The following is a 23,258-nucleotide window of genomic DNA, read 5'->3' as shown; positions in this document are numbered from 1 at the left end:
ATTTAATCTGACAGTATAATTAGTAAAAATAATATTTATATAAGGAGGCATTTAATGCCTACTAAAGCAAAGAGTAAATCAAAAACTAAAAAACGTAAAAAAATATTGGTCATTGTGGAATCTCCTGCAAAGGCCAAAACTATTGAAAAATATTTAGGTAGAAATTATCACGTTATTGCCTCAAAAGGGCATATTCGTGACTTACCTAAGTCACAGATGGGAATAGACTTTGAAGATAATTACAAACCAAAGTATATTTCTATTCGTGGTAAGGGTGATACGATTAAGGAGCTGAAGAGTGAAGCTAAAAAAGCTAAAGAAGTATATTTAGCATCTGACCCCGATCGTGAAGGAGAAGCAATTGCTTGGCACGTAGCTCATGCTCTTGATTTAGATGAAAATGCTAAGAATCGTGTAACCTTTAATGAAGTTACTAAGGATGCTGTTAAAGAAAGCTTTAAGCATCCACGTAGCATTGATATGGATACTGTTGATGCGCAACAAGCTAGACGTGTCTTAGATAGAATTGTGGGTTATTCACTCTCACCGATTTTATGGGCTAAAGTTAAGAAGGGGTTAAGTGCTGGTCGAGTTCAATCAGTTGCCTTAAAATTAGTTATTGACCGTGAAAAAGAAATAAAAAACTTTAAACCAAAAGAATATTGGTCAATTGATGCTGAATTTAGTAAAGGAAAAGATACTTTTAAGTCATCATTTTATGGGATTGATGGTAAGAAAAAGGAATTACCTAATAATGATGCTGTCAAAGAAGTTCTAGCTAAAATTGATAAGAGAAAGAACTTCGAAGTAGAAAATGTTGTTTCAAGACAACGTCGTCGTCAACCCGCTGCTCCATTTACTACTTCAACAATGCAACAAGAAGCTAATAAACGTCTTGGTTATAGAACTCGTAGAACAATGAGTATTGCTCAGCAACTATATGAAGGAATTAGTTTAGGAAAAGAGGGAACTGTAGGTTTAATTACTTATATGAGAACTGACTCTAAGCGTACTTCACCAGTTGCTCAACAAGAAGCTTCTAAATTCTTGCACGAAAATTATGGTGCTGAATTTGCTGCTAAAAGTCAAAGACATTTTAAAAACCAAGAAGATGCTCAAGACGCTCACGAAGCAATTCGACCAACTAGCGTATATAGAACACCGGAATCTTTAAAGAGTGTATTGACTACAGAACAATATCGTTTATATAAATTGATCTGGTCACGCTTTTTGGCTAGTGAAATGACTCCGGCCGTTTACGATACAGTAAGAGCAGATATTGTTCAAAATGGTGTAATGTTTAGAACTACTGGTTCTAAAATGAAATTCCCAGGCTTTACCAAAGTTTATGATAATCAACAAGAAAAAAGTGTTGATTTACCAGACTTACAAGAAGGCGATAAAGTCAAAATGACTAAGTCAGATAATAAACAACACTTTACTTTGCCTCCAGCACGATATACTGAAGCCAGTTTAGTTCGTGCGTTGGAAGAAAACGGTGTGGGTCGACCATCAACATACGCTCCGACAATTGATACTATTCAACGTCGTTATTATGTTAAACTTGATGGTCGTTCAATTGTTCCAACTGAATTGGGAGAAATTGTTGATACATTAATTGAAGAATTCTTCCCAGATATTGCTAACGTTGACTATACAGCACATCTTGAAAATGAGCTGGATGAAGTTGAAGACGGAAAGAAAGAATGGGTTCATGTGGTTGATGAGTATTATCAACCATTTAAGAAAGAATTAACTAAAGCAGACAGCGAAATTGAAAAGGTTCAAATTAAGGATGAACCTGCTGGCTTTAATTGTGATATCTGTGGTGCTCCAATGGTAATTAAAATGGGGCGGTATGGTAAATTTTACGCATGTTCACGTTTCCCAGATTGTCGCAATACTAAACCCATTGTTAAGGAAATTGGCGTGGTTTGTCCAAAATGTGGTAAAGGTGAAGTCGTTGAAAAGAAGTCGAGAAGAAATCGAAAGTTTTATGGCTGTTCACGTTATCCAGAATGTGATTTTGTTTCATGGGATAAACCAATTGGGAGAAATTGTCCAAATGACGGACACTTTTTAGTAGAAAAACACTCTAAGAAAGGTCCAGTTGTTTTGTGTCCAAATGGTGATTATAAAGAAGAGCCACAAGAAGGCGAAACGGACAAATAATTTTATAGAAAATAAAAGGTGATTTAATGCCAGAAAATGTAACTGTAATCGGAGCAGGACTCGCAGGTAGCGAAGCTACTTGGCAATTGGCTAAACGTGGAATTCATGTAGATCTTTATGAGATGCGGCCTAAAAAAGAAACGCCAGCTCATGAGACTGGTGAATTTGCAGAACTTGTTTGCACTAATTCGATGCGTTCAAATCAATTATCAAATGCCGTAGGTCTTTTAAAAGAGGAAATGCGTCATCTTGATTCATTGATTATGAAAGCTGCTGATATGACTCAAGTACCTGCTGGTGGAGCATTAGCAGTTGATCGTGATAGTTTTAGTAAATATGTAACTGATACTTTAAAAGGTATGGATAATGTTACGGTGCATGAAGAAGAAATAGTTAAAATCCCTGAAGATGGAATTACTATTATTGCAACAGGTCCGCTTACAAGTGATGCCTTAGCAAAACAAATCCAAGCATTTTCAGGTACTGATAGTTTACATTTCTTTGATGCAGCGGCACCTATCATAGCAGCTGATTCAATTGACATGGATATTGTTTACAAAAAATCACGTTATGATCGTGGTGAAGCTGCATACTTGAATTGTCCGATGTCTAAAGAACAATATGAAAAGTTTGCTAATGAGTTGATTAAGGCGGAAACAGCTCAACTACATGGCTTTGAAAATAGTGATGTCTTTGAAGGATGTATGCCGATTGAAGTGATGGCAGCTCGTGGAGCTAAAACAATGCTTTTTGGACCATTGAAGCCAGTAGGTCTTGAAGATCCTCATACAGGCGAAACTCCATATGCCGTTGTGCAACTTCGTCAAGATAATGCAGCAACTTCAATGTATAACATCGTTGGTTTTCAAACTCACCTTAAGTTTGGTGAACAAAAGCGTGTCTTTTCAATGATTCCTGGCCTAGAAAATGCTCGTTTTGTTCGTTACGGTAAGATGCATAGAAATACTTACATGGCTTCGCCTAACGTTTTAACAGCTAGTTATGAGGCAAAGAATCGTCCTGGATTGTTTTTTGCTGGACAAATGACTGGTGTTGAAGGTTATGTTGAAAGTGCAGGAAGTGGTTTAGTTGCTGGAATTAATGCAGCACGTGAAGCATTAGGGAAAGAAACTGTTGCGTTTCCTAAGAATACGGCACTTGGTTCAATGGCTAATTATGTAACTACAACTAGTGCTAAGCATTTTCAACCAATGAATGCTAGTTTTGCTCTTTTACCAGCTCTGGAAGGTAAGAAAATTCGTAAAAAGCGTGAACGCCATGAAAAGATTAGTGAGCGTGGTTTAGCTAGTTTAGATGCATTTAAAACAGAAGTTTTAGATTAATGATAAAAGAAAATGATGAACTAACCCTTTTTATTTCTTATTTGCAAAATGAACGACATTATAGTTCTAAAACGATTGCTTCTTATAAAACAGATTTATTAGAAGTGGAAAAATTTTTAAAAGAAAATGGCGGCTATAATGGCTGGAAGAATATAACAGAACGAGATATTCAACTTTATTTGCAGCATTTGTCTGATAGAAAGTTAGCTAGAAGTAGTCAATTACGACAAATGTCTAGTTTGCATTCTTTTTATCGTTTTTTGACTAGAAGAAAAATTGTACAGGTTGATCCAACACAACAGATTACTTTAAGGCGAGGAGAAAAAAAGCTTCCGGAATTTTTCTATGAACCAGAAATTAAACAAGTTTTTGATTCGTTAAGCGGAGATAAACCGTTGACTGTGCGCAATTTGGCCTTGTTTCAACTATTTTATGCAACAGGGATGCGAGTTAGTGAAGTTAGTAGTTTAACCTTAAACCAAATTGATTTAACGATGCAGACTATTTTGGTACATGGAAAGGGTAAAAAAGATCGCTATGTTGCCTTTGACGATAAGACGAAAAGATCTTTGACTAAGTATCTTGAAATTGCTCGTCCTAAGTTATTAAAGAACGAAGATGAACCTCATGTATTTTTAAGTAATTTGGGTAAGCCGATAAGTAATCGTGGAATCCAATATGTAATGCAAAAAACTTTTAATCAGGCAGGAATAAGTGGTAAAGTACATCCACATGAGCTACGTCACACTTTTGCGACAGCTATGATTAATAATGGAGCTGATTTACGTAGTGTGCAGGAATTATTAGGCCATAGTAGTCTATCTGCTACACAAATATATACGCATGTGACAATGGCTCATTTGAAATCAGATTATGAAAAATATTTTCCTCGTAATAAAGAAAGTTGAGATTTAATAATGACAACAATTTGTTCAGTAAGATTTAATGGAAAAACAGCTATTGCTGGAGATGGTCAAGTTACTTTAGGTGAAAAAGTAATTGCTAAGGCAACTGCAAGAAAAATTCGTCGTATTTACCATGATCGTGTAGTTATCGGCTTTGCCGGTGGTGTTGCGGATGCTGTAAGTTTACAAGATATGCTTGAAGGAAAGCTTGAAAGTTATAGTGGTGATTTACGCCGTGCTGCTGTTGAAATGGCACAAGCATGGCGTAAAGATCCAACTTTGCAAAAATTAAACGCAATGCTGATCGCTTTTGATGATAAAGATCTTCTTTTGATTTCAGGAAATGGTGAGGTTCTTGAACCTGATGAAAATGTTGTAGCGATTGGTTCAGGTGGTAATTTCGCTCAAGCTGCAGCCATTGCAATGACACGTCATGCTAAAGAAATGAAAGCCGATGAGATCGCACATGAAGCAGTTAAGATTGCGTCAGGTATTGACGTGTTTACTGATGATCATATTGTTACTGATGAAATTTAGGAGTAAAAAATATGGCTATAAAGACCCCAAAAGAAATAGTTAAAATCTTAAATGAATATATTATTGGCCAAGATGAAGCAAAAAAATCTGTAGCGATTGCTTTGTATAATCGCTATCGTAGAATGCAATTGCCAAAACAAATGCAACGTGAAATCACACCTAAGAACTTACTTATGGCTGGTCCTACCGGTGTAGGTAAAACTGAAATTGCTCGCCGCTTAGCTACAATTGTTGAAGCTCCATTTGTTAAGGTTGAAGCAACTAAATTTACTGAAGTTGGTTATGTTGGTCGTGACGTTGAATCAATGGTGCGTGACTTAGTTGGCGAAGCCGTTAGGATGGAAGAAAAAGACCAATTTGCACGTGTAAAACCTCAAGCTACTAAAGAGGCTAATAAAGAATTAGTTCGTTTGCTTGCACCTGGCGAAAAGCGTGAAAAACGTGAGAATCAAGTACAACAGATGCAAGATATGATGTCCATGTTAATGGGTGGAATGAATAACCAAACTAATAATAACCAAGAGGAAATTAGTGAAGAAGTTCGTAACCAAAGAATGGACGTAGCTGAAAAATTAAATAAGGATCTTCTTGAAGACCGTGAGGTTACTATTGAAGTTGAGCAAGCTCCCAAAGCTAATCCAATGAGCGATATGATGGGACAAATGGGCATGGACATGGGCTCAATGCTTAATGACATTATGCCTAAAAAGAAGGTTAAGCGTACTTTACCAGTTAGAGAAGCACGTGAAGTTTTAATTCAAGAAGAATCACGTAAATTAGTTGACTATGATACTATTTACCAACGTGCAATTGAACGAAGCCAAAATAATGGTATTATATTTATCGACGAAATTGATAAGATTATTGCTGGTAATAAGCGTAATTCTGGTGAAGTTTCTCGTGAAGGTGTACAAAGAGATATTTTGCCAATCGTTGAAGGTTCAACAGTTAATACAAAATATGGTCCTGTTTCAACCGATCATATTTTATTCATTGCAGCTGGTGCATTTGCTGAAAGTAAACCAAGTGATTTAATTCCTGAACTTCAAGGTCGTTTTCCAATTAGAGTAGAACTTAACGCTTTAACTAAAGATGATTTTGTTAAGATCTTGAAGGACCCACAAAACTCACTTTTAAAGCAATATATTGCACTGCTTAAAGCTGACGGAATTAAATTGATTTTTACTCAAGAAGCAGTTGATAAAATTGCAGAAATTGCCTTCGATGTTAACCAAGGAACTGATAATATCGGTGCAAGACGCCTTTCTACTATTTTAGAAAAGTTGCTTGAAGATGTTCTTTACGAAGGGCCAGATATGGAAATGGGTGAAATTACTATTACTGAAGCTTATGTTGAAGAAAAGCTTGGTGATATCATCATGAATAAGGATTTAACTAAGTTTATTCTTTAGTAATAATTTGTATATTTTAAGCACTTGAATGTAAATTCTAAGTGCTTTTTTGCATAAAAATATTCTGTTATATTCAGCCAATAATGTTAAAATATAGGTAATCAAAGCGATTACATTATGTTTTTTTATTGTTTGATATGTAAAGGATAAGTAAGTTATGGATTATACAATTGAAAATAATATGATTAAAGTCGTGATCTCAGATCATGGTGCTGAAATTCAAAGTGTAAAAAGTGCACATACTGATGAAGAATTTATGTGGCAAGCAAACCCTGAAATATGGGGACGGCATGCCCCTGTGCTTTTTCCAATTGTAGGTCGTCTTAAAAATGATGAATATACCTACAAGGGTAAAACATATCATTTAGGTCAACATGGTTTTGCCCGAAATGCTGATTTTGAAGTAGAAAATCATACCAAAGAAAGTATTACTTTTTTATTGAAAGACAATGAAGAAACTCGTAAAGTTTACCCATTCAAGTTTGAGTTTAGAGTAAACTATAATTTAATGAACAACTTACTTGAAGAAAACTTTAGTGTTGTTAATAAATCTGATGAAACTATGATTTTTGGCGTTGGTGGACATCTAGGCTTCAATTTACCAACTGATCATGGTGAAAATAAAGAAGACTTTTATTTTGATATGCATCCATCAGTAACCCGTGTTAGAATTCCTCTTAAAGATGCTAGTCTTGATTGGAATAATCGTTCACTTGCGCCTACTGATAGTTTAATTGCATTAAGTGATGATTTGTTTAAAGATGATGCTTTAATCTATGAATTACGTGGAAATGATAATAAGGTTTCGCTTAGAACAGATAAAAATAAATTTCACGTAAATGTTTGGACAAGGGATGCACCATTTGTGGGTATTTGGTCACAATATCCAAAAACGGATAACTATGTATGTATTGAGCCATGGTGGGGAATTGCTGACCGTGATGATGCTGATGGTGACTTAGAACACAAATATGGTATGAATCATTTAAAACCAGGAAAAGAATTTCAAGCTGGTTTTAGTATGACATATCATTCAACTACAGATGAGGTAAAATAAAAATTTTTAATGAAGATGTACCTAGTAATTTTCATAGTTTGATGGTGAAAAAGGTATTTAAATCGAGTTATTTAACAAAATAACTCGATTTTTTGGTTTGATGAAACAAAAATAAAAATCCCATTGATATTTATCAATAGGATTTTTATTTCTTAGATATACAAATTAATTAAAATTTATGAGCATTCTTAAGAATTTCTTTTGCTTTTTCTAGTGAATGATGTTCTGCTCTATAACGTTTAATGTCATAACCGTCTTCGTCTTTCAAATGACTAAGCTTGTCATCTAGATCTTTAAATTCAGATTTAAGATCATCGATAACCCCAGCTTCATCAGTGGTATACACAGAGTCTTTACTGTCATCTTTTTCAGCTTCGATCTTGATATCGTCTTCGCCGACTTTTTTAGCATGTTTTAAGATAGACTTGATATCTTTAATAGTTTCGTGTTGTGCAGTACGGTGGCGCTTATCAGGTTCACTTTCTTCAATTTTAGTTAAATGACTTTCAGCATCAGAAATCTTCTTAGCAATTCTGTCCAATGCTTTTAATTGTCTTTTATTGTAATCTGCCATAATATGAACCTCCTAAATATATATATTTACTTAATACACGATCAGTCTAGGTCTATTCTTAAAAAATATCAAGTAAATACACACGGTAGTAAACTATTTTGCATTACAATAGAAAAAATAAATTAAATTTTGAAACGCTTTTTTTCTTGTCCTTTTTCTTTTAAAAATGTATATTTAAAGAAAAATGAAAAAGGGGATTTTTATGAATGAGGATAAAATAGTTAGTTGGCTTGTTAAGTACAAACAATTAACTTTTATAAAAATCTTACAACAGACAATGGTCTCGCTCTTTCCTGTTGCTTTGATTGGAACATATTGTTGGACATTGGTTAATAGTTGTTTAACGACAAATAGTTTTTTTGGTCGTTTAACCAATATAACCAAATGGTTTCCAGATCATAATTTTGCTAGTGCAATAGTTAATGATGTTAGTTTAGCTACAACGGGAATTTTTGCACTTTATGCGGCATTTGTCAGTGCAGAACTAACAATGCGACATTATGGAAAAGCTTCTAGTATTGTAGGTATAGCAAGTGTTTCGTCATATATATTGATTTTTGTTCATACTATTCGCAATACTCAACGAGTGGAAATGAGTTATTATGGTGCGACTTGGTTCATTTGCGGTATTATTGTGGGGTATTTTGTAGGATTAGTTTTTGCTAAAGTAGGGCATGATATTCCGCGTATTAAAGATCGAGATATTATTAAAGAAATTTTTATTAATATTCGTCCCATGTTAATTGTGTTAGCTGTGGCATTATTGATTCATTTAGCTTTTGCAACATATCGGCAATATCAAATGGATCGTATAGTTGCTCAAAGTGTATCAACTGTAGCTAATCAACATAGTAGTTATGGCCTATCAATTTTGATATCTTTAATTACTGCCTTTACTATGTGGTTAGGATATGCTGGAACATTAAACTTTAGTAGTAATATTTTTGGTAGTGAATCTATTGCTAATTTGTCATATGCGTTATCCCATAAGACACCTTGGAATATCCCGTATCCTTTTACCTTACAAGCACTTTTTAATGGATTTGGAAAAATTGGTGGAGTTGGCGCTACACTAGCTTTAGTCATTGCTTTGATTTTACTTAGTAATAGAAAGCAAAAGCAAAAAGTTGCATTAGCTAGTTCTGTACCTGTTTTTTTTAACGTTAATTTTGCTTTAGTATTGGGTATACCAACAATTTTGAATCCAATTTATTTAATACCATTTGTTTTAACGCCAATTGTGAATATGTTTTTAGGTAGTATTGCAATCTTACTTAAAATGTTTCCACCATTAGTTTATCCAGTACCAGATGGTCTACCAGGTATTTTGGGACCTTTAATGGGAACTGGCGGAAATAATTTAGCTTTGATTTATACAATTTTCATTTTAATAGTAGATGTTTGTATCTATCTACCTTTTGTTAAATTAGATAATAAAGTCGCTGATAAATACGAGGAAAGTTTAAAATGAAAATATATAAAAAATGTTTGTGTCCTATAGTAATTTTAATAATAACCATTGTATTGGCTATTCCAGCTACAATTTATGCAAATCAGAATGCAACTAAATTACAAATGAGACGGGATTCTAGGATGTCACCTGTGATTATGATTCCAGGAAGTTCAGCATCTATTAATCGTTTTGACACATTAGTACAAAAAATTAATGAAAGAGACCATAAGAACCATAGTTTGCTTAAAGTATATGTTAAAGAAAATGGTCAATTGGTTTTCACAGGACGAATAAGACGTCAAGATAATGAACCTTTTATTGTAGTTGGTTTTCAAAATAATCATGATGGTTATAGCAATATTAAGAAGCAGGCAAAATGGTTTAATCTTGCTTTTAATGAGTTAAAGCAACGCTATAACTTTAATAATTTTAAGGCAATTGGTCACTCAAATGGTGGTCTTATCTATACTGCATTTTTAGAGAATTATTTCAATACAACAAGTAATCGACTTATTCGGATGAAAGTTTTAATGACAATTGGCTCACCGTATAACTTTGCGGAAACATCAAACCGTCCAACACAAATGTTAAAAGACTTTATTAAGAATAGAAAAAATTTGCCTAAATATTTAACTATGTATTCAGTGGCAGGAACTAAAAATTATGTAGCTGATGGTATTGTACCTGTTTCTAGTGTGGAAGCTGGTAAGTATATTTATCAAGGTGTGGTAAAACATTATACTCAGATCACAGTTACAGGACGATTGGCTCAGCATTCGGAATTACCTCAAAACAATCAGGTTTTGCAATTAATTGAAGAATATGTATTAAATGATACAGATAGAGTAGGCAGAAATAATAGAAGATAAAAAATAAGCTAAGAAAATTTCTTAGCTTATTTTGGTAGTTGAAAATCTTCTGTAGCAACGTAAAGCATTAAATTCTTACGGTAATAGTTAAGTGACTTTATTGAAATATTCAGCGTTTGTAGAATTTCATTATCGGATAATTTATGATTGGAAATAATTGAATAGACGAAGCTCATCCTCAATTTATGCGATGTTAATTGCATCCCAATTTTAGAACGGTCAGGTGCAATTGTTTGGTTAATTTTGAAATCTGAAGCATAATGTTCACCATTTTTACGACTGAATATGTATGGATTATCATTATTTGAATAATCTGTGTGCTTAATTATGTATTGCTTGATTTCATCATTTTTAAGTAAATCTAGTAATGTGTTGGTCCTTAAGACCACGATTTCCTTAGGCTTAAATCCTACAGCAACTGCTGCCATCATTTTAATTGTTTCAGGATGTATTCCTTTAATTTTAGCTATTTCAGGTATATGGTCCATCCAATTAATAATATACTTTTGTTTGCGATCAAATCTGTTACCACGTAAAGTTAATAAAGGATAGGTAATAATATAACCATATTCACTTAAAAAAACGAAATACATCTTAATATGACTAAGATATTTATTCACCGTATTGCTTTTCATGTGGAGGTTCTCTTCTAGTGATGCTAAAAAGTTACGAATATCGCCAGCCTTGACTTCATTTATATCAGCATCTTTGCCAACATTAGCAGTATAGTAATTCCAAAAAGTACTTATTGATTTTGAAGCAAGAGAGATGGTAGAATCAGCTAATTTCTTTTTTTGTTTGCAATAAGCTCGAAATTTATTTTCATAAGGAAAGCTCATAGTATTTTTCCTTTCTAATTATTTCTTTTTATTATAGCATCAAGTATATTGTTACTAAATTATTTTCCAACTTAAACCTTGCCATTTAAAAAAAGAAGTTGTATATTTTTATTTGTAAAGTAAAAAGGTGATGACGTTCACCGTTAATCGAGAAATCTAATGACGTCTACTTTATCCCAAGGGGTGGAGTGGACGTTTTTTGTTTGGAGGAATTCGTTTTGTCTACAAAAACTGGTAATTACATTAGTATTGCAATTTTTGCTTTTTTTGGTGGAATAGCACGTGCATGGTTAAATTCTAGTTTTGGCTTTTATGGCACATTTTGGGGCAACATTATTGGTTGTTTTCTATTAGCATTTTTCACGTATTTATTTATGGAATTTAAAGATGTACGACAATGGTTAACAGTTGGATTAGGAACAGGTTTTGTGGGGGCATTTACTACTTTTTCAACTTTTAATTTGGATGTTTTAAAGAATATACAAGCTAATGTGCCAATAACTGCTTTAATTTATTTTTTGAGTTCAATCATTTTTGGTTTTTGTTTTGCTTATTTAGGAATGAATGCCGGTAAGCAAGTGGGAAATTTATTGAGAAAGGAAGATTAAGTTGAATTTTTTATTAGCGGGAATAGGCGCCTCAATAGGAGCAATGCTGCGATATGCAATCACTAATTATGGAAAAAAGCATTGGGAATGGATTGGTAATAAATTCTCTAATTTACCCACACCAACTCTATTTATTAACTTAACTGGGGCTTTCATCTTAGGATTTATTTTTGGAATTAAAACAAACGTCTTTATTTATGCAATTGTTGGTACTGGAGTCTTAGGAGGATATACAACTTTTTCAACTATGAATACTGAATTAGTGGAACTATATAAGAGTAAAAACTATCGGGGATTTATTTTTTATGCTTTGTCTTCTTATTTAGGAGGGTTAATTTTAGTTTTTGTAGGCTATTATTTGGCAATTTTATTTTAAGTCAAAAAAGAGTAAACGTGTTTTGTGCGTTTACTCTTTTTTAATTAAGCTTCTTTAGTCAATTCATAAATTGCTTCAGCATAGATAGCAATAGAATCAATTAAGTCATCAACTTTCATGTATTCATTTGCTTGGTGCATAACCATTGGCGCATCTTCAGGTTGAGCACCATATGCAACACCGTGCTCGAATAATCGGCCATAAGTACCACCACCGATAACAACTTCATGTCCTTTTTTACCAGTTTGACGTTCGTAAACCTTAAGTAAAGTTTGAACTAGTGGATCATCACCAGGTACATAGTGAGGTTTTTCAAATGAGTCAAAACTAGCACTTAAAATATCGCTAAATTTTTCGGTAACTTGTTTTACCATTGTACTTGGATCTGTACCTTGAGGATAACGAATATTGTCTTTAAGAATGGCAACACCGTCTTCTTCATATTCAAAGATAGAAGGAGCGGATGACAAATCACCCATTAAGTCATCATGATGAAATACACCTAATTTCTTACCTTGGAAGTCTTCATGTTCAACGTCTGCTAAGAAGTGAATATAATTTTTATCACGACCTGCAAAGTCAAATTGATCTAAGAATAAAGCTAAAAAGGTAGCAGCATTACGCCCAACTTGTGGAGCAGATGCATGAGCACCTTGGCCAGTTAATTCAATCTGAGCAATATTATCATCAATTTCAAAATGTCCCTCTAGATTATTTTCCGCCAGAAATTCACCAAATTTAGCTTTAATTTCGTCAAGATTGTCAGCTTGAATAGTGGCAAAAGCCTTTTGTGGTGTAACATTTGTAGCAATACCGGCTTTAAATTTCTTGAGGACTACTGAGCCTTTTGGCTTATCGTCTTTGAAATTAAGTTCTAATGTGTAGATGCCTTGTTCACCATTAATAATTGGATATTCCGCATCAGGTGAGAAAACTTGATCAGGAGTCGGTTCATGTTTTAAGTAGTAATTAATACCAACCCAATTAGTTTCTTCATTAGTACCGACAATAAAGTCAATTTTCTTTTTAGGTTTAAAGCCAGCTTCTTTAAGTAAAAGCATACCGTAATAAGCTGCCAAAGCAGGTCCTTTGTCATCAGCTGAACCACGACCAATGATTTTTCCATCTTTAATAATCATCTTAAATGGATCTGTAACCCAGCCATCACCGGCAGGAACTACATCCATATGCCCAATAACGCCTAAACGCTTTTCACCTTCACCGTAATCAACGCGACCAGCATAGTTATCAACGTTTTTAACGTGGAAACCATCACGTTCAGCAAATGATAAAAACTTCTTCATTGCCTTAACTGGGCCAGGACCAACAGGATATTCAATAGATGTATTGTCTAAATCTTCTGACGAGTCAATTGCAATTAATTCGCCAAGATCACGAAGAATATCTTCTTTTTTAGCTTGAGCTAATTCCTTATAATCTAAATTCATATTTTCCCTCTTTTCTTATTTTTCGTTAGTTAAAATTTTATCAGAAATTCATTACTTTTAGCAATGTAAATAATTGTCAGAACTGAAAAAGAACCGATTTAACCGGTTCTTTTTCTTAGTTATATATTCATTTCACGTTTTTCTTCACGTCTACGTAGCCAAGGCAATAAGAAGCCTAATCCAAAGAGTACGGTAACTGTGATGATATTCATGATCAATTGGTGATTAAATGCGGTACTACCAAATGTAGCTTCTGCTTCTTGAGGGATAAAACCTAAGGTAGCACAGATGAAAGTGAAGATTAAGCACCACCAACCCATGATTAGGGCACCCGTTCTATTTTTTATAAAAACATAATCGGAATGAAATTTCTTTTGGTGCATACGCATCATGATAAAAGCAAAGAATACCCAACAAGTTTTGTATGGTGAAATAATACCGTTAATGTTTAATAACCAATTATAAATAGAATTGATATTTGGTAAAGTACCAGTAAGTAAAAGCAAGAATAAAGCCAAGCCACAAGTCAAAGTGTAAGAGTGGATCGGACGTCCTGTCTTGTCCTTTTTGCCGGTAAGCCACTTAGGCATGTACTTATCGGCAACGTCACCTGCGAATACACGACTAGATGCATCTAGTAACACGGCTAATTGTGCCATCATAAAGATGGCTTGAACGACGGCAAAGATGTACATTAAGACTTTACCCCAGCCTAAACTTTCCCCTAAAAGTTGGAAAGCATAGTAAGGTCCGTTCATCTTAAAGTCGTGTGGAATATGGTGAGCATTAAAGAAGAGTGCTAATGCTAAAGTACCAAAGATGGTTAAAAAGCCAGTCATAATAGCTAGCATCCACATTGCTTTAGGAAATTCGTGTTTTGGATCTCGCATTTGTACAATGTAAGGCGCAGCAAGTTCAGCACCAGACATAGCAAAAATCAATAAACCAGTAGTTGAGAAATATCTCAAACTAAACGATGGTTTAAATGCACTTAAGTTAAATGGCTGAGTAGCAATATGATGACCATGCATAACGGCCCAAGCTGCAAGTAAGACAAACAGCATAGACATAATGAACATGGCACCCCCACCGATTAAAGAAAGAAGCTCAAGTGAGTTCTTAATAGCATTTTCTATCAGGATAAAAGCCAAAATAATTACAAATGTTAAGATTCCGAACCAGAAAGTAGACATGTGCTTGTCTAAAGTATTATTGCCTAAAATAATCCAAGAGAATGAAACAATAACTGAATTGGATACGTCAACTAGATAAGGGACGGTTTGTACCCAATACATCCAAGAGGTCCAATAACCTAAAGTATCATTTGATGAATGACGAACCCAAGAAGCAAGTCCACCTGCTTGATCTTTAAAAGTCAACCCCATTTGACTACACATCAAAGCATAAGGAATAACATAAGCAAATAAAAGGAAGATCCAAGAAACAACAACGGATAATCCTTGGTTTTGAAATGGATAAAAAATATTTTCAAAACTAATAATAGTAACAAAGTCAATCAAAGCAATGACTGGCCAACTCATATAATGCTTTTTGCCGGGTTCGAAATTAATAGTTTCAATTTCTTCTGACATGAAATTTTCCTCCAAGTATAGTTATTCAATTTTCAACACTTAAACTTCCATACTTGGAGGAGAACATGGCATATGCACTTGTTTAAAACCCCCAATATTTATATAATTTGTTATATACATGTGCTTTATTTTATGAATAAGTAAAACAAATGCACAGTTCTGTAAAAAGATTATAAAGATTTATTTAAGTTTTGCAATATGATAACGAGATTTATATGAAACCTAGAAAGGAAATAGATGGATTTTTTAAAAATAGCTATTGGAAATAATGTTAGTATCGATAAATTAAAAGATTGGACATTAGTTCCAATTGGTCAAGCTGAAAATAGTGCGGAGCTTGCAGCTATTGTCATTAAGCAAAATGATATCTTAGCTAAATTAAAAGCTGATGAATTAAAAAAACAATCTGGGTTTCCGATTCCTGTGATTGAAGTAGAGCAGCAAGTTGATTCAAAAGTAAAACAAGATATAATTCAAAAAGCGGAGAACTATCAACATGAAATGGTGCCCGGTTTTTTAACTGATTTGATTAATTTCGCTCAGGCTAAACCGATTAGTTTTACTACGCCGGGTCACCATAATGGTCAATACCTTGATTTGCATCCCGCTGGTGTAGTATTCAATAGGTTCTTTGGCAAGAATATGATGTTTGCAGATACAAGCGATACCGTTCCTCAATTGGGTGATACGATGACTCATACGGGTACACCACTTGACGCAGAGAAAAAGGCGGCAGAAACTTATCATGCTGATAAAGTGTATTTCTGTACGAATGGTACAACTAGTGCTAATTCTATCTGTGCAAGTGCGCTTTTGTCTGAAGGTGATTTAGTATTATTTGACCGTAATAATCACAAGTCCTTATACAATAGCGCATTAGTTATGAGCGGTGCTAAGCCTGTATATATTCCAACTGATCGCAATGCTTTGGGATTAATTGGCGAAATGGACCCTGACTTTTTAACAGAAGATAAAATTAGAGCTGAAATTGCCAAAGTTGATCCAAAAAAAGCTAAATTAAAGCGTCCATTCAGATTAGCCATTGTGCAAGCTGAAACTTATGATGGTATATTTTATGATGCTAAGTGGATTCTTGATCGAATCGGAAAACTTTGTGACTACATCTTATTCGATTGTGCATGGGGCGGATTTGAAGAATTTGTTCCAATTATGAAACACTTATCACCATTACTCCTTAACCTAGGGCCTGATGATCCTGGTATTTTGGTAACTCAATCACTGCACAAGCAACAAGTTGGTATGGCTCAGGCTTCTCAAATTTTGAAGAAGGACTCCCATATTCAAGGCCAAAAGCGCTATGTTGACCACAAGCACTTTAACCATGAATACTTGAAGTTTGTTACTTCTTCATATGCCTATCCACTTTATGCATCTTTGACTGTTAACTCTTATGTTACTGCTGGTGAAGGTAACAAAAAGTGGTGGGATGAAATCTTGCGTATGGGTATTGAATGGCGTAAGGAACTTCTAAAGAAGTCTAAATTATTTAAGCCATTTGTTCCAGTTAACTTTTTAGATATTCCGACTAATGAATTGGCAACTAATGCTAAGTATTGGAATATGAGCAAAGAAGATAATTGGCATGGGTTTACTAAGATGGGTAAAGGCGAAGCAATGATCGATCCACTCAAGATTACGGTAAAAACTCCTGGTATTGATGTCCAGAATGCTAAATATGAAGAAACAGGTATTCCAGGTGCAGTTGTAGCAGAATTCTTGATGGAAAATCATATTATTCGTGCAAAGAACGACTTGAATTCGCTTTTGTTCTTGCTAACACCAGGTGATACTAAAGAAGAACTTGATACCTTGCTTGATGCATTTTTGAAGTTTGAAAAGTATTATAACGATGATGGTTTGGTAAAGGATGTCCTTCCAGTTTTGTACAAAGAATATCCTGATCGCTACAAGGGCTACACTGTTAAGCATCTTTGTCAAGAAATGCACGAATACTATAAAGAAAATAATACTTTTGTTTTGCAGCAAGAACTATTTGAAAAGCCGGGGATGCAAGATTACAAGATGACTCCTGCAGAAGCTGATCAAATGTTTAAGCGTAATGAAAATAAAGTAGTCAACCTTGAAGATGTGGTAGGTGAAACCGCAGCTGAAGGTGCTTTGCCATATCCACCGGGAGTCTTTATTGTAGCTCCTGGTGAAAAGTGGGGCACAATTGATCAAAAGTACTTCGAAGTTTTGGCACATGCAATTGAAAAATTTCCAGGTTTTGTGCCAGAAATTCAAGGAGTATATTTGGATCAAAATGCTGATGGTACGTTGAGAGTACAAGCTGAAGTTATTAAGAAATAGAAATAAAGAAGAAAAGGAAGTAAAGAATGAGTTTTTCTTGGAAAGAGAATTTACCACAAGAATTAAAGGAAAAAGTTACTAAGGTTGAGAAGATGATTCAACCTCGAATTGAAGAAATTGATGAACAAGTTTTGTATAACCAACAACGTGTTCTTGATTTATTTAGAAAACACCATGTTGGTGAAGAAGATTTAGTTCCATCAACAGGTTATGGTTACGATGATATCGGTCGTGACAAGATTGAAGATATCTATGCAGACTACTTCAAGGTGGATGATGCTTTAGTAAGACCACAATTTGGTTCAGGTACACATGCAATTACCGTGGGTCTTTTCAGTATGCTTCGTCCAGGTGATACTCTTTACTACTTGACTGGTACTCCATATGACACTATTCAAGAAGTTATTGGATTAGCAGGTAATAAGCCAGGCAACATGAAAGAATGGGGTATCAACTTCAAGACAACCGAATTAACAGATGATGGTGAAGTTGATTATGAAAAGGCCAAGAAAGATCTTCAAGATAAATCTATTAAGGTTGTAGCTATTCAAAGATCTCTAGGTTATGCAACTCGTAAGACTTTCACTATGGACAAGATCAAGAAGATGCTTAAGTTCATTAAGGAAGTTCGTCCTGACGTTAATATCTTTATTGATAACTGCTACGGTGAATTTTCTGAATGTGAAGAACCAACTTTCTATGGTGCAGATATGATGGCTGGTTCACTTTACAAAAATGCCGGTGCTGGTTTAGTTAAAGGTGGTGCATTCTTAGTAGGTCGCCAAGACTTGATTGATGGTGCCGGCTCACGTTTAACTGTGCCAGGTGCTGGTAAAGGTGAAGGTGCAACTTGGGGCTACTTACGTGATATTTACCAAGGTTTCTTTATGGCACCTCATACTACTGGTGAAGCACAAAAGGGTATGGTCTTTACTGCTGCGCTTTTAGAAGAAATGGGTATGGAAGTTTCACCTAAGTGGAGTGATCCTCGTAGTGACATTGTTCAAACTGTTACTTTTGGCAAGCCAGATCCAATGGTTAAATTTTGTGCTGCAATCCAACACTATTCACCAATGAATTCATTTGTTGATCCAATTCCATATCACCAAGATGGTTATGAAGATGAAGTAGTTATGGCTTCAGGCTCATTTGTGGAAGGTTCAACTATTGAATTATCATCTGATGGTCCACTTCGTGATCCATATATGCTGTATATTCAAGGTGGTTTATCTTACGCACATGATAAGATTGCCATTACTCATGCAGTTGAAGAAACATTTTATAAGTAATGAAAAGGGCATTTTAAATGCCTTTTTCATTTGAGCAAAAAGATTACATTACTCTTTTTCATTTAAAGCTTACTAATAGTTGATAAATTGAAGGGGCAAAAAAGGTAAATTAAATATTGGTTCAAATAACATGAAGAGAGCTATTAAAGATTTAGGCTTTTAGAGAATAAAGTTTCACTTGAATTTTAAGCTTACCAACTTGATCCTAATCCACCTAAAAAGTACTTCAATCTTCAGATCATGAATTAACTCCTAGAATGAAGCAGATTGAAGACTATGCTCATCAAAGTGGTCTTGAGATGTACTTATAAATACACTTAAGAAAATTTCTAGTGAGGAAGATTAAAATGGATAAAGATAAGGCAGAAAAATAATAAATAATAAAAACAACCTTGAGAATGATATGTTCTCAAGGTTGTTTTTATATATTCAATAATTATTTTTCTTCTCGCAAGATATCGTCAAGTCTTTGAACTGCTTTGTTTGAGCCGATTAAGGTAATTTGATCATGCGGAGCAATGACATCTGTAGCAAGTGGAACCTGATTCAATTTTCCATCATGAACAATACCAATGACGCTAACATCATAGTTTTTACGAAAATCTAAATCACCAAGTGATTGGTTAAAAAATCGTGAATTTTCTACACTAACTTCGATTAGAGAAATATTTTTAGAAAGGTTAAAGTAGTTAACCACATTTGGATGAAGCTGACGAAAAATTAGTTGACGTGCCATATCTTGCTCAGGCTCAATTACATGGTCAGCACCAATTTTTTCTAGAACTAAACGGTGATTATGGTTATTTGCACGAGTAGTAACATCAGGAGCACCAAGCTTTTTGGCGAGCATAGTGGTAATAATACTCCCTTCGACGTTTTCTCCCATAGTGACGAAAACGTGATCGAAAGAGCCGATATCTAAATCCCGTAGTTCGTCTTCATCAGTTGCATCTGCAATTACAGCGTGAGTAACTAAGTGAGCAACATCGTTAATTACTTCTTCGTTTGAATCAATTACAAGCACATCTTGTTCAGCCTTTAAAAGAGCTACAGTTAGTGCCATACCAAATTTTCCTAAACCTAAAACAGCAAAACTTTGATCAGCCAATGATAATTTCCTCCTCTGGATAACGATAACTTTGTTTTGAAGGATGTGATTTGAAAATAGAATACATGAATGTGTAAATACCAACACGTCCGATAAACATCAAAGCCATAATAATAATTTTTCCGAATAAATTAAGGTGCGGGGTAAGTCCTAGTGTTAATCCAACTGTGCCAAATGCAGAAACAGCTTCAAAAACAGCCTTCGTGACACCATTGTGACCTAAGGATGGTTGAGTCATCGTTAATAATAATGTAGCTAAGATGATTAATAAAATTGCAGAAAAGAATAAGGTCAATGCGCGATTAATATTATCACGGGTGAACCGACGATGAGAAAATGCAGGTTCTTTACCAGTAAATGTTCCAATACTTTGCAGGAAAAGAATACCGATAGTTGAAGTCTTAACACCTCCAGCGGTTGAACCAGGAGTACCACCAATAAACATTAAAATAATAGTAATAACGATTCCGGCAGTACTTAGTTTAGTGTAAGGAACTGAGAAAAATCCAGCCGTTCGTGGCGTAACTGCTAAAAATAGGGTGTTAAAAAATCGATCTACTCCATTTAAGCTGCTACTAAACTGCTTAAGATTTTGCTCACTAAATAAAAAGCCAATGATTGATAATACTAAAATAATCAAACCAACTGTTAAAGCAAAGCGAGTGTGCAAGGTAATCTTATGGCGAATATGATATGTTAGTAAGTCTCGCCATACTAGAAAACCAAATGAGCCAGCGCCAATTAAAAGCATAAATACAGTTAAAATATACGGATTATTGTTAAGCTGTTCAACTGATGGACCAAATAAATCAAAACCCGCGTTACAATAAGCTGCTGCTGAGTGAAAAAGACTATACCAGATACCTTTTTTAACTCCTAAGGATGGCTCTAATGCAATAAAAAGTAGTGCAGCTCCAACTAATTGAATGATTAATGAAAGTCTAATAATTAATTGTACTACGCGAAGCTGCGAAAGGTGATGTAGGTTAAGTGCTTCCTCAGTCAGCATTCTGGCGCCTAGACTCATTCTTTGATGAGCAAAATTACTAAGCATAACAGCAAAAGTCATGAAACCTAAACCGCCTATTTCGACTAAAATCATAATAATTAATTGCCCAAAGAATGACCAGTGTGTTGCCGTTGTAACTGTACTTAATCCTGTGACACAGACTGCTGATGTTGCAGTAAAAAGTGCATCTGAGTAATCAGTTGCACGTCCCACTTTGTCTGCAAAAGGTAGTGATAATAAAATACTTCCGATAAATATCAAAATTAAAAAGCCAATGGTTAAAGCTAGTGAGAATGTGATACGTCGGTGGAAGAGATGTATCAATGTTTTTCCTTCTTTCTGACTTGGAATACTTTAATTATAATCCTTAGATACAGGCATGACTTGATTGAACTGCAAAAATTCGGCTATCTGCGTGATAAAGAAAAAAAGCAAAAAAATCTGTTAAAATAAGGAAAATGTTTCATATAAGTTAGGAAAATCTATGAATCCAGAAAAAGTATTAAAACAAACCTTTGGTTATGATAGTTTTCGTCCAGGTCAAAAGAGAGTTATCGATTTAGTTTTAAATAGACAAAATGTATTAGCAGTAATGCCGACAGGTGCAGGGAAATCACTTTGCTATCAAGTTCCAGCACTGATGAATTCAGGGATTACTTTAGTTATTTCACCTTTGATTTCGTTGATGAAAGATCAAATAGATGCATTAAAGCAAAATGGGATTAATGCGGCAGCTTTAAATTCAGCAACATCACAAGAAAAAGTTAATCCTATTTTGCGACAGGCTTATGAAGGAAAGATCAAGTTAATCTACATCACACCTGAACGGTTGGCAATGGATTATTTCAGATATCAGCTAAATTTTTTAGATATTGCTTTGGTAGCAGTGGATGAGGCTCACTGTATTTCGCAATGGGGACATGATTTTCGTCCGGCTTATCGGCGAATATATGAAGGGATTACTTCTTTAAAAAGTAATCCCAATGTTTTAGCATTAACAGCTACTGCTACACCCGCTGTTCAAGATGATATCAGTGAACAATTAAATATTCCTAAAAAAAATACTATAATAACTTCTTTTACAAGGCCAAACTTGAGCTTTAAAGTGGTCGCTTTCCCTCAAAATACACCACTGTATATTGCTAAATATATTAAGTTGCATCCTGATCATGCAGGAATTATCTATACAAATACACGCAAAAAAGTGGAAGGATTAACTAATTATTTAGCTAAAAATAATATTTCAGTTGGAGCATACCATGGCGGAATGGAAAATAAAGAACGAGAAGATGTTCAAGAGGCTTTTCAATTTGATCGTTTTCAAGTGATAGTAGCTACCAATGCTTTTGGAATGGGAATTGATAAAAGTAATGTTCGCTTTGTTATTCATGCTTCAAGTGCTAGAAATATTGAGAGTTACTATCAAGAAGCAGGTCGTGCTGGTCGAGATGGTGAGGAAAGTGAAGCAATTATGATTTATCACTCAGGTGACTTGAGACAATATCGCTATTTTATAGATAAATCAAACGCTGATGAAAAATATCGTGAATTACAGTATCAAAAATTACAGTCTATAACTGATTATGCTAATACCGGTGAATGTTTACAAAGATATATTGTCCGTTATTTTGGACAAGATTGTGAGCCATGTGGTAAATGCTCTAATTGTTTAAATCAAGATGATTTAGTGGATATTACTTCCGATGCACAAAAGGTAATTGCCATGATTTATGAACTGGATGGACGCTTTGGTAAAAATATTGTAGCGCAATGTTTAACTGGTTCAGATAATCAAAAGATGAGAGAACTTAATGCTAAACAATATAAACATTTTGGTAGTTTGAAATTAAATCAAAAGGCAACAATTAGTTTAATTGATTATTTAATTGCTTCTAAATATTTAGAAGTAGAGGGGACCAAATATCCATTAGTTCATGTAACTAATCGAGGTTGGGATGTACTTGATGGTAAAACTATTGTAAAAAGAAGAATTGCTAAGGTGCAAAAAAGTATACGTATTTTTGATCATAATGAAGATGCAAATCTGTTTGAATTATTGAGAAAAAAGCGGTGGGAGATTGCTCAAAAACAAAAAGTACCTGCTTTCATGATTTTTTCGGATCGTAGTTTACATGATATGGCCAAAATAAAACCACAGAATAAGACTGAACTTTTACAGGTAACGGGTATAGGAAAAGCTAAAATGGAAAGATATGGTGATATTGTAATAAATGCTATAAGTGAATATGAAAATTAAAAGTTATCATAAAATAAGCGCCTTTATATTGGCATGAGAATATTTTTTTATTACAATATGTCTAAATGAAGGAAGGACT

The 23,258-nt window shown here is 34.4% G+C and carries 19 protein-coding genes and 1 riboswitch; of the genes, 13 read left to right on the top strand and 6 right to left on the bottom strand.

Annotation, left to right across the window (positions count from 1 at the left end):
• Window positions 1–54 precede the first annotated feature (54 nt).
• The 6 genes from topA to SO785_RS03780 all read left to right on the top strand — a co-directional run bounded on the left by topA (window position 55) and on the right by SO785_RS03780 (window position 7,426).
• Complete coding sequence (gene topA, locus SO785_RS03805) at window positions 55–2,172, top strand: type I DNA topoisomerase (RefSeq protein ID WP_003547140.1); 2,118 nt, start codon at window positions 55–57, stop codon at window positions 2,170–2,172.
• Between the two features lie 26 nt (window positions 2,173–2,198).
• A complete protein-coding gene (gene trmFO, locus SO785_RS03800; RefSeq protein WP_021874079.1) occupies window positions 2,199–3,515 on the top strand; it encodes a methylenetetrahydrofolate--tRNA-(uracil(54)-C(5))-methyltransferase (FADH(2)-oxidizing) TrmFO in 1,317 nt (438 codons plus the stop codon).
• Entirely contained in the window at window positions 3,515–4,423 is a 909-nt protein-coding gene (gene xerA, locus SO785_RS03795) for a site-specific tyrosine recombinase/integron integrase (protein ID WP_003547143.1), read from the top strand. Before trmFO ends, xerA begins: the two co-directional genes overlap by 1 nt.
• Before the next feature lie 9 nt (window positions 4,424–4,432).
• Window positions 4,433–4,957: an HslVU peptidase proteolytic subunit gene (gene hslV / locus SO785_RS03790; protein WP_011254307.1), complete on the top strand. Its 525-nt coding sequence runs from the start codon at window positions 4,433–4,435 to the stop codon at window positions 4,955–4,957.
• A gap of 11 nt (window positions 4,958–4,968) precedes the next feature.
• Window positions 4,969–6,369: an ATP-dependent protease ATPase subunit HslU gene (gene hslU, locus SO785_RS03785; protein WP_011254308.1), complete on the top strand. Its 1,401-nt coding sequence runs from the start codon at window positions 4,969–4,971 to the stop codon at window positions 6,367–6,369.
• A gap of 157 nt (window positions 6,370–6,526) precedes the next feature.
• Window positions 6,527–7,426 (top strand): aldose 1-epimerase family protein, encoded by a 900-nt coding sequence (locus SO785_RS03780; RefSeq protein WP_021874080.1) that lies wholly within the window; start codon window positions 6,527–6,529, stop codon window positions 7,424–7,426.
• A 169-nt stretch (window positions 7,427–7,595) separates the two neighbouring features.
• On the opposite strand, the gene SO785_RS03775 is transcribed toward SO785_RS03780, so the two are convergent.
• Complete coding sequence (locus SO785_RS03775) at window positions 7,596–8,000, bottom strand: hypothetical protein (protein WP_003547151.1); 405 nt, start codon at window positions 7,998–8,000, stop codon at window positions 7,596–7,598.
• 202 nt (window positions 8,001–8,202) lie between these two features.
• Between SO785_RS03775 and SO785_RS03770 the strand changes: the two genes are divergently transcribed.
• Together SO785_RS03770 and SO785_RS03765 are read left to right on the top strand one after the other, a co-directional pair.
• On the top strand, window positions 8,203–9,471 hold the full coding sequence (locus tag SO785_RS03770) for a PTS transporter subunit EIIC (protein WP_015613355.1): 1,269 nt from the start codon (window positions 8,203–8,205) through the stop codon (window positions 9,469–9,471).
• Window positions 9,468–10,322, top strand: a complete 855-nt coding sequence (locus SO785_RS03765) for an alpha/beta hydrolase (RefSeq protein ID WP_003547155.1) — start codon at window positions 9,468–9,470, stop codon at window positions 10,320–10,322. The genes SO785_RS03770 and SO785_RS03765 overlap by 4 nt, the downstream gene beginning before the upstream one ends.
• A 26-nt stretch (window positions 10,323–10,348) precedes the next feature.
• Here SO785_RS03765 and SO785_RS03760 read toward each other — a convergent pair whose 3' ends face one another.
• A complete protein-coding gene (locus SO785_RS03760; protein WP_003547157.1) occupies window positions 10,349–11,161 on the bottom strand; it encodes a site-specific integrase in 813 nt (270 codons plus the stop codon).
• 117 nt (window positions 11,162–11,278) lie between these two features.
• A riboswitch (Fluoride riboswitch) is annotated at window positions 11,279–11,337 on the top strand.
• A 42-nt stretch (window positions 11,338–11,379) separates the two neighbouring features.
• On the opposite strand from SO785_RS03760, the gene SO785_RS03755 reads away from it, so the two are divergent.
• Window positions 11,380–11,769: a fluoride efflux transporter FluC gene (locus tag SO785_RS03755; protein WP_011254309.1), complete on the top strand. Its 390-nt coding sequence runs from the start codon at window positions 11,380–11,382 to the stop codon at window positions 11,767–11,769.
• Window position 11,770: 1 nt separating this feature from the next.
• Complete coding sequence (gene crcB / locus SO785_RS03750; RefSeq protein WP_003547161.1) at window positions 11,771–12,145, top strand: fluoride efflux transporter CrcB; 375 nt, start codon at window positions 11,771–11,773, stop codon at window positions 12,143–12,145.
• Window positions 12,146–12,189: 44 nt separating this feature from the next.
• Here the strand turns inward: crcB and pepV are convergent, their stop codons facing one another.
• Window positions 12,190–13,593: a dipeptidase PepV gene (gene pepV, locus SO785_RS03745; RefSeq protein WP_003547162.1), complete on the bottom strand. Its 1,404-nt coding sequence runs from the start codon at window positions 13,591–13,593 to the stop codon at window positions 12,190–12,192.
• A gap of 119 nt (window positions 13,594–13,712) precedes the next feature.
• On the bottom strand, window positions 13,713–15,185 hold the full coding sequence (locus SO785_RS03740) for an APC family permease (RefSeq protein WP_011254310.1): 1,473 nt from the start codon (window positions 15,183–15,185) through the stop codon (window positions 13,713–13,715).
• Between the two features lie 237 nt (window positions 15,186–15,422).
• On the opposite strand from SO785_RS03740, the gene SO785_RS03735 reads away from it, so the two are divergent.
• Together SO785_RS03735 and SO785_RS03730 are read left to right on the top strand one after the other, a co-directional pair.
• Complete coding sequence (locus SO785_RS03735) at window positions 15,423–17,516, top strand: putative ornithine decarboxylase (RefSeq protein WP_003547166.1); 2,094 nt, start codon at window positions 15,423–15,425, stop codon at window positions 17,514–17,516.
• Window positions 17,517–17,542: 26 nt separating this feature from the next.
• Window positions 17,543–18,805, top strand: a complete 1,263-nt coding sequence (locus SO785_RS03730) for a methionine gamma-lyase family protein (RefSeq protein ID WP_003547168.1) — start codon at window positions 17,543–17,545, stop codon at window positions 18,803–18,805.
• A 436-nt stretch (window positions 18,806–19,241) separates the two neighbouring features.
• Here the strand turns inward: SO785_RS03730 and SO785_RS03725 are convergent, their stop codons facing one another.
• Both SO785_RS03725 and SO785_RS03720 read right to left on the bottom strand, forming a co-directional pair.
• Complete coding sequence (locus tag SO785_RS03725; protein ID WP_003547171.1) at window positions 19,242–19,913, bottom strand: potassium channel family protein; 672 nt, start codon at window positions 19,911–19,913, stop codon at window positions 19,242–19,244.
• Window positions 19,906–21,246, bottom strand: coding sequence for a TrkH family potassium uptake protein (locus SO785_RS03720; protein ID WP_011254311.1), 1,341 nt, complete (start codon window positions 21,244–21,246; stop codon window positions 19,906–19,908). Before SO785_RS03720 ends, SO785_RS03725 begins: the two co-directional genes overlap by 8 nt.
• A gap of 160 nt (window positions 21,247–21,406) precedes the next feature.
• On the opposite strand from SO785_RS03720, the gene recQ reads away from it, so the two are divergent.
• On the top strand, window positions 21,407–23,179 hold the full coding sequence (gene recQ / locus SO785_RS03715) for a DNA helicase RecQ (RefSeq protein WP_003547178.1): 1,773 nt from the start codon (window positions 21,407–21,409) through the stop codon (window positions 23,177–23,179).
• Window positions 23,180–23,258 lie beyond the last annotated feature (79 nt).

This window comes from Lactobacillus acidophilus, from assembly GCF_034298135.1.
In the GTDB taxonomy this organism is placed as follows: domain Bacteria; phylum Bacillota; class Bacilli; order Lactobacillales; family Lactobacillaceae; genus Lactobacillus; species Lactobacillus acidophilus.
Note: the sequence above shows the minus strand (reverse complement) of the source record. Positions and strands in the feature narration are given on the sequence as shown.

Excerpts from the sequence above, each read along its gene's own strand:
- topA (WP_003547140.1), top strand. The coding sequence starts at position 55 with ATGCCTACTAAAGCAAAGAGTAAATCAAAAACTAAAAAACGTAAAAAA.
- trmFO (WP_021874079.1), top strand. The coding sequence starts at position 2,199 with ATGCCAGAAAATGTAACTGTAATCGGAGCAGGACTCGCAGGTAGCGAA.
- xerA (WP_003547143.1), top strand. The coding sequence starts at position 3,515 with ATGATAAAAGAAAATGATGAACTAACCCTTTTTATTTCTTATTTGCAA.
- hslV (WP_011254307.1), top strand. The coding sequence starts at position 4,433 with ATGACAACAATTTGTTCAGTAAGATTTAATGGAAAAACAGCTATTGCT.
- hslU (WP_011254308.1), top strand. The coding sequence starts at position 4,969 with ATGGCTATAAAGACCCCAAAAGAAATAGTTAAAATCTTAAATGAATAT.
- SO785_RS03780 (WP_021874080.1), top strand. The coding sequence starts at position 6,527 with ATGGATTATACAATTGAAAATAATATGATTAAAGTCGTGATCTCAGAT.
- SO785_RS03775 (WP_003547151.1), bottom strand. The coding sequence starts at position 8,000 with ATGGCAGATTACAATAAAAGACAATTAAAAGCATTGGACAGAATTGCT.
- SO785_RS03770 (WP_015613355.1), top strand. The coding sequence starts at position 8,203 with ATGAATGAGGATAAAATAGTTAGTTGGCTTGTTAAGTACAAACAATTA.
- SO785_RS03765 (WP_003547155.1), top strand. The coding sequence starts at position 9,468 with ATGAAAATATATAAAAAATGTTTGTGTCCTATAGTAATTTTAATAATA.
- SO785_RS03760 (WP_003547157.1), bottom strand. The coding sequence starts at position 11,161 with ATGAGCTTTCCTTATGAAAATAAATTTCGAGCTTATTGCAAACAAAAA.
- pepV (WP_003547162.1), bottom strand. The coding sequence starts at position 13,593 with ATGAATTTAGATTATAAGGAATTAGCTCAAGCTAAAAAAGAAGATATT.
- SO785_RS03740 (WP_011254310.1), bottom strand. The coding sequence starts at position 15,185 with ATGTCAGAAGAAATTGAAACTATTAATTTCGAACCCGGCAAAAAGCAT.
- SO785_RS03735 (WP_003547166.1), top strand. The coding sequence starts at position 15,423 with ATGGATTTTTTAAAAATAGCTATTGGAAATAATGTTAGTATCGATAAA.
- SO785_RS03730 (WP_003547168.1), top strand. The coding sequence starts at position 17,543 with ATGAGTTTTTCTTGGAAAGAGAATTTACCACAAGAATTAAAGGAAAAA.
- recQ (WP_003547178.1), top strand. The coding sequence starts at position 21,407 with ATGAATCCAGAAAAAGTATTAAAACAAACCTTTGGTTATGATAGTTTT.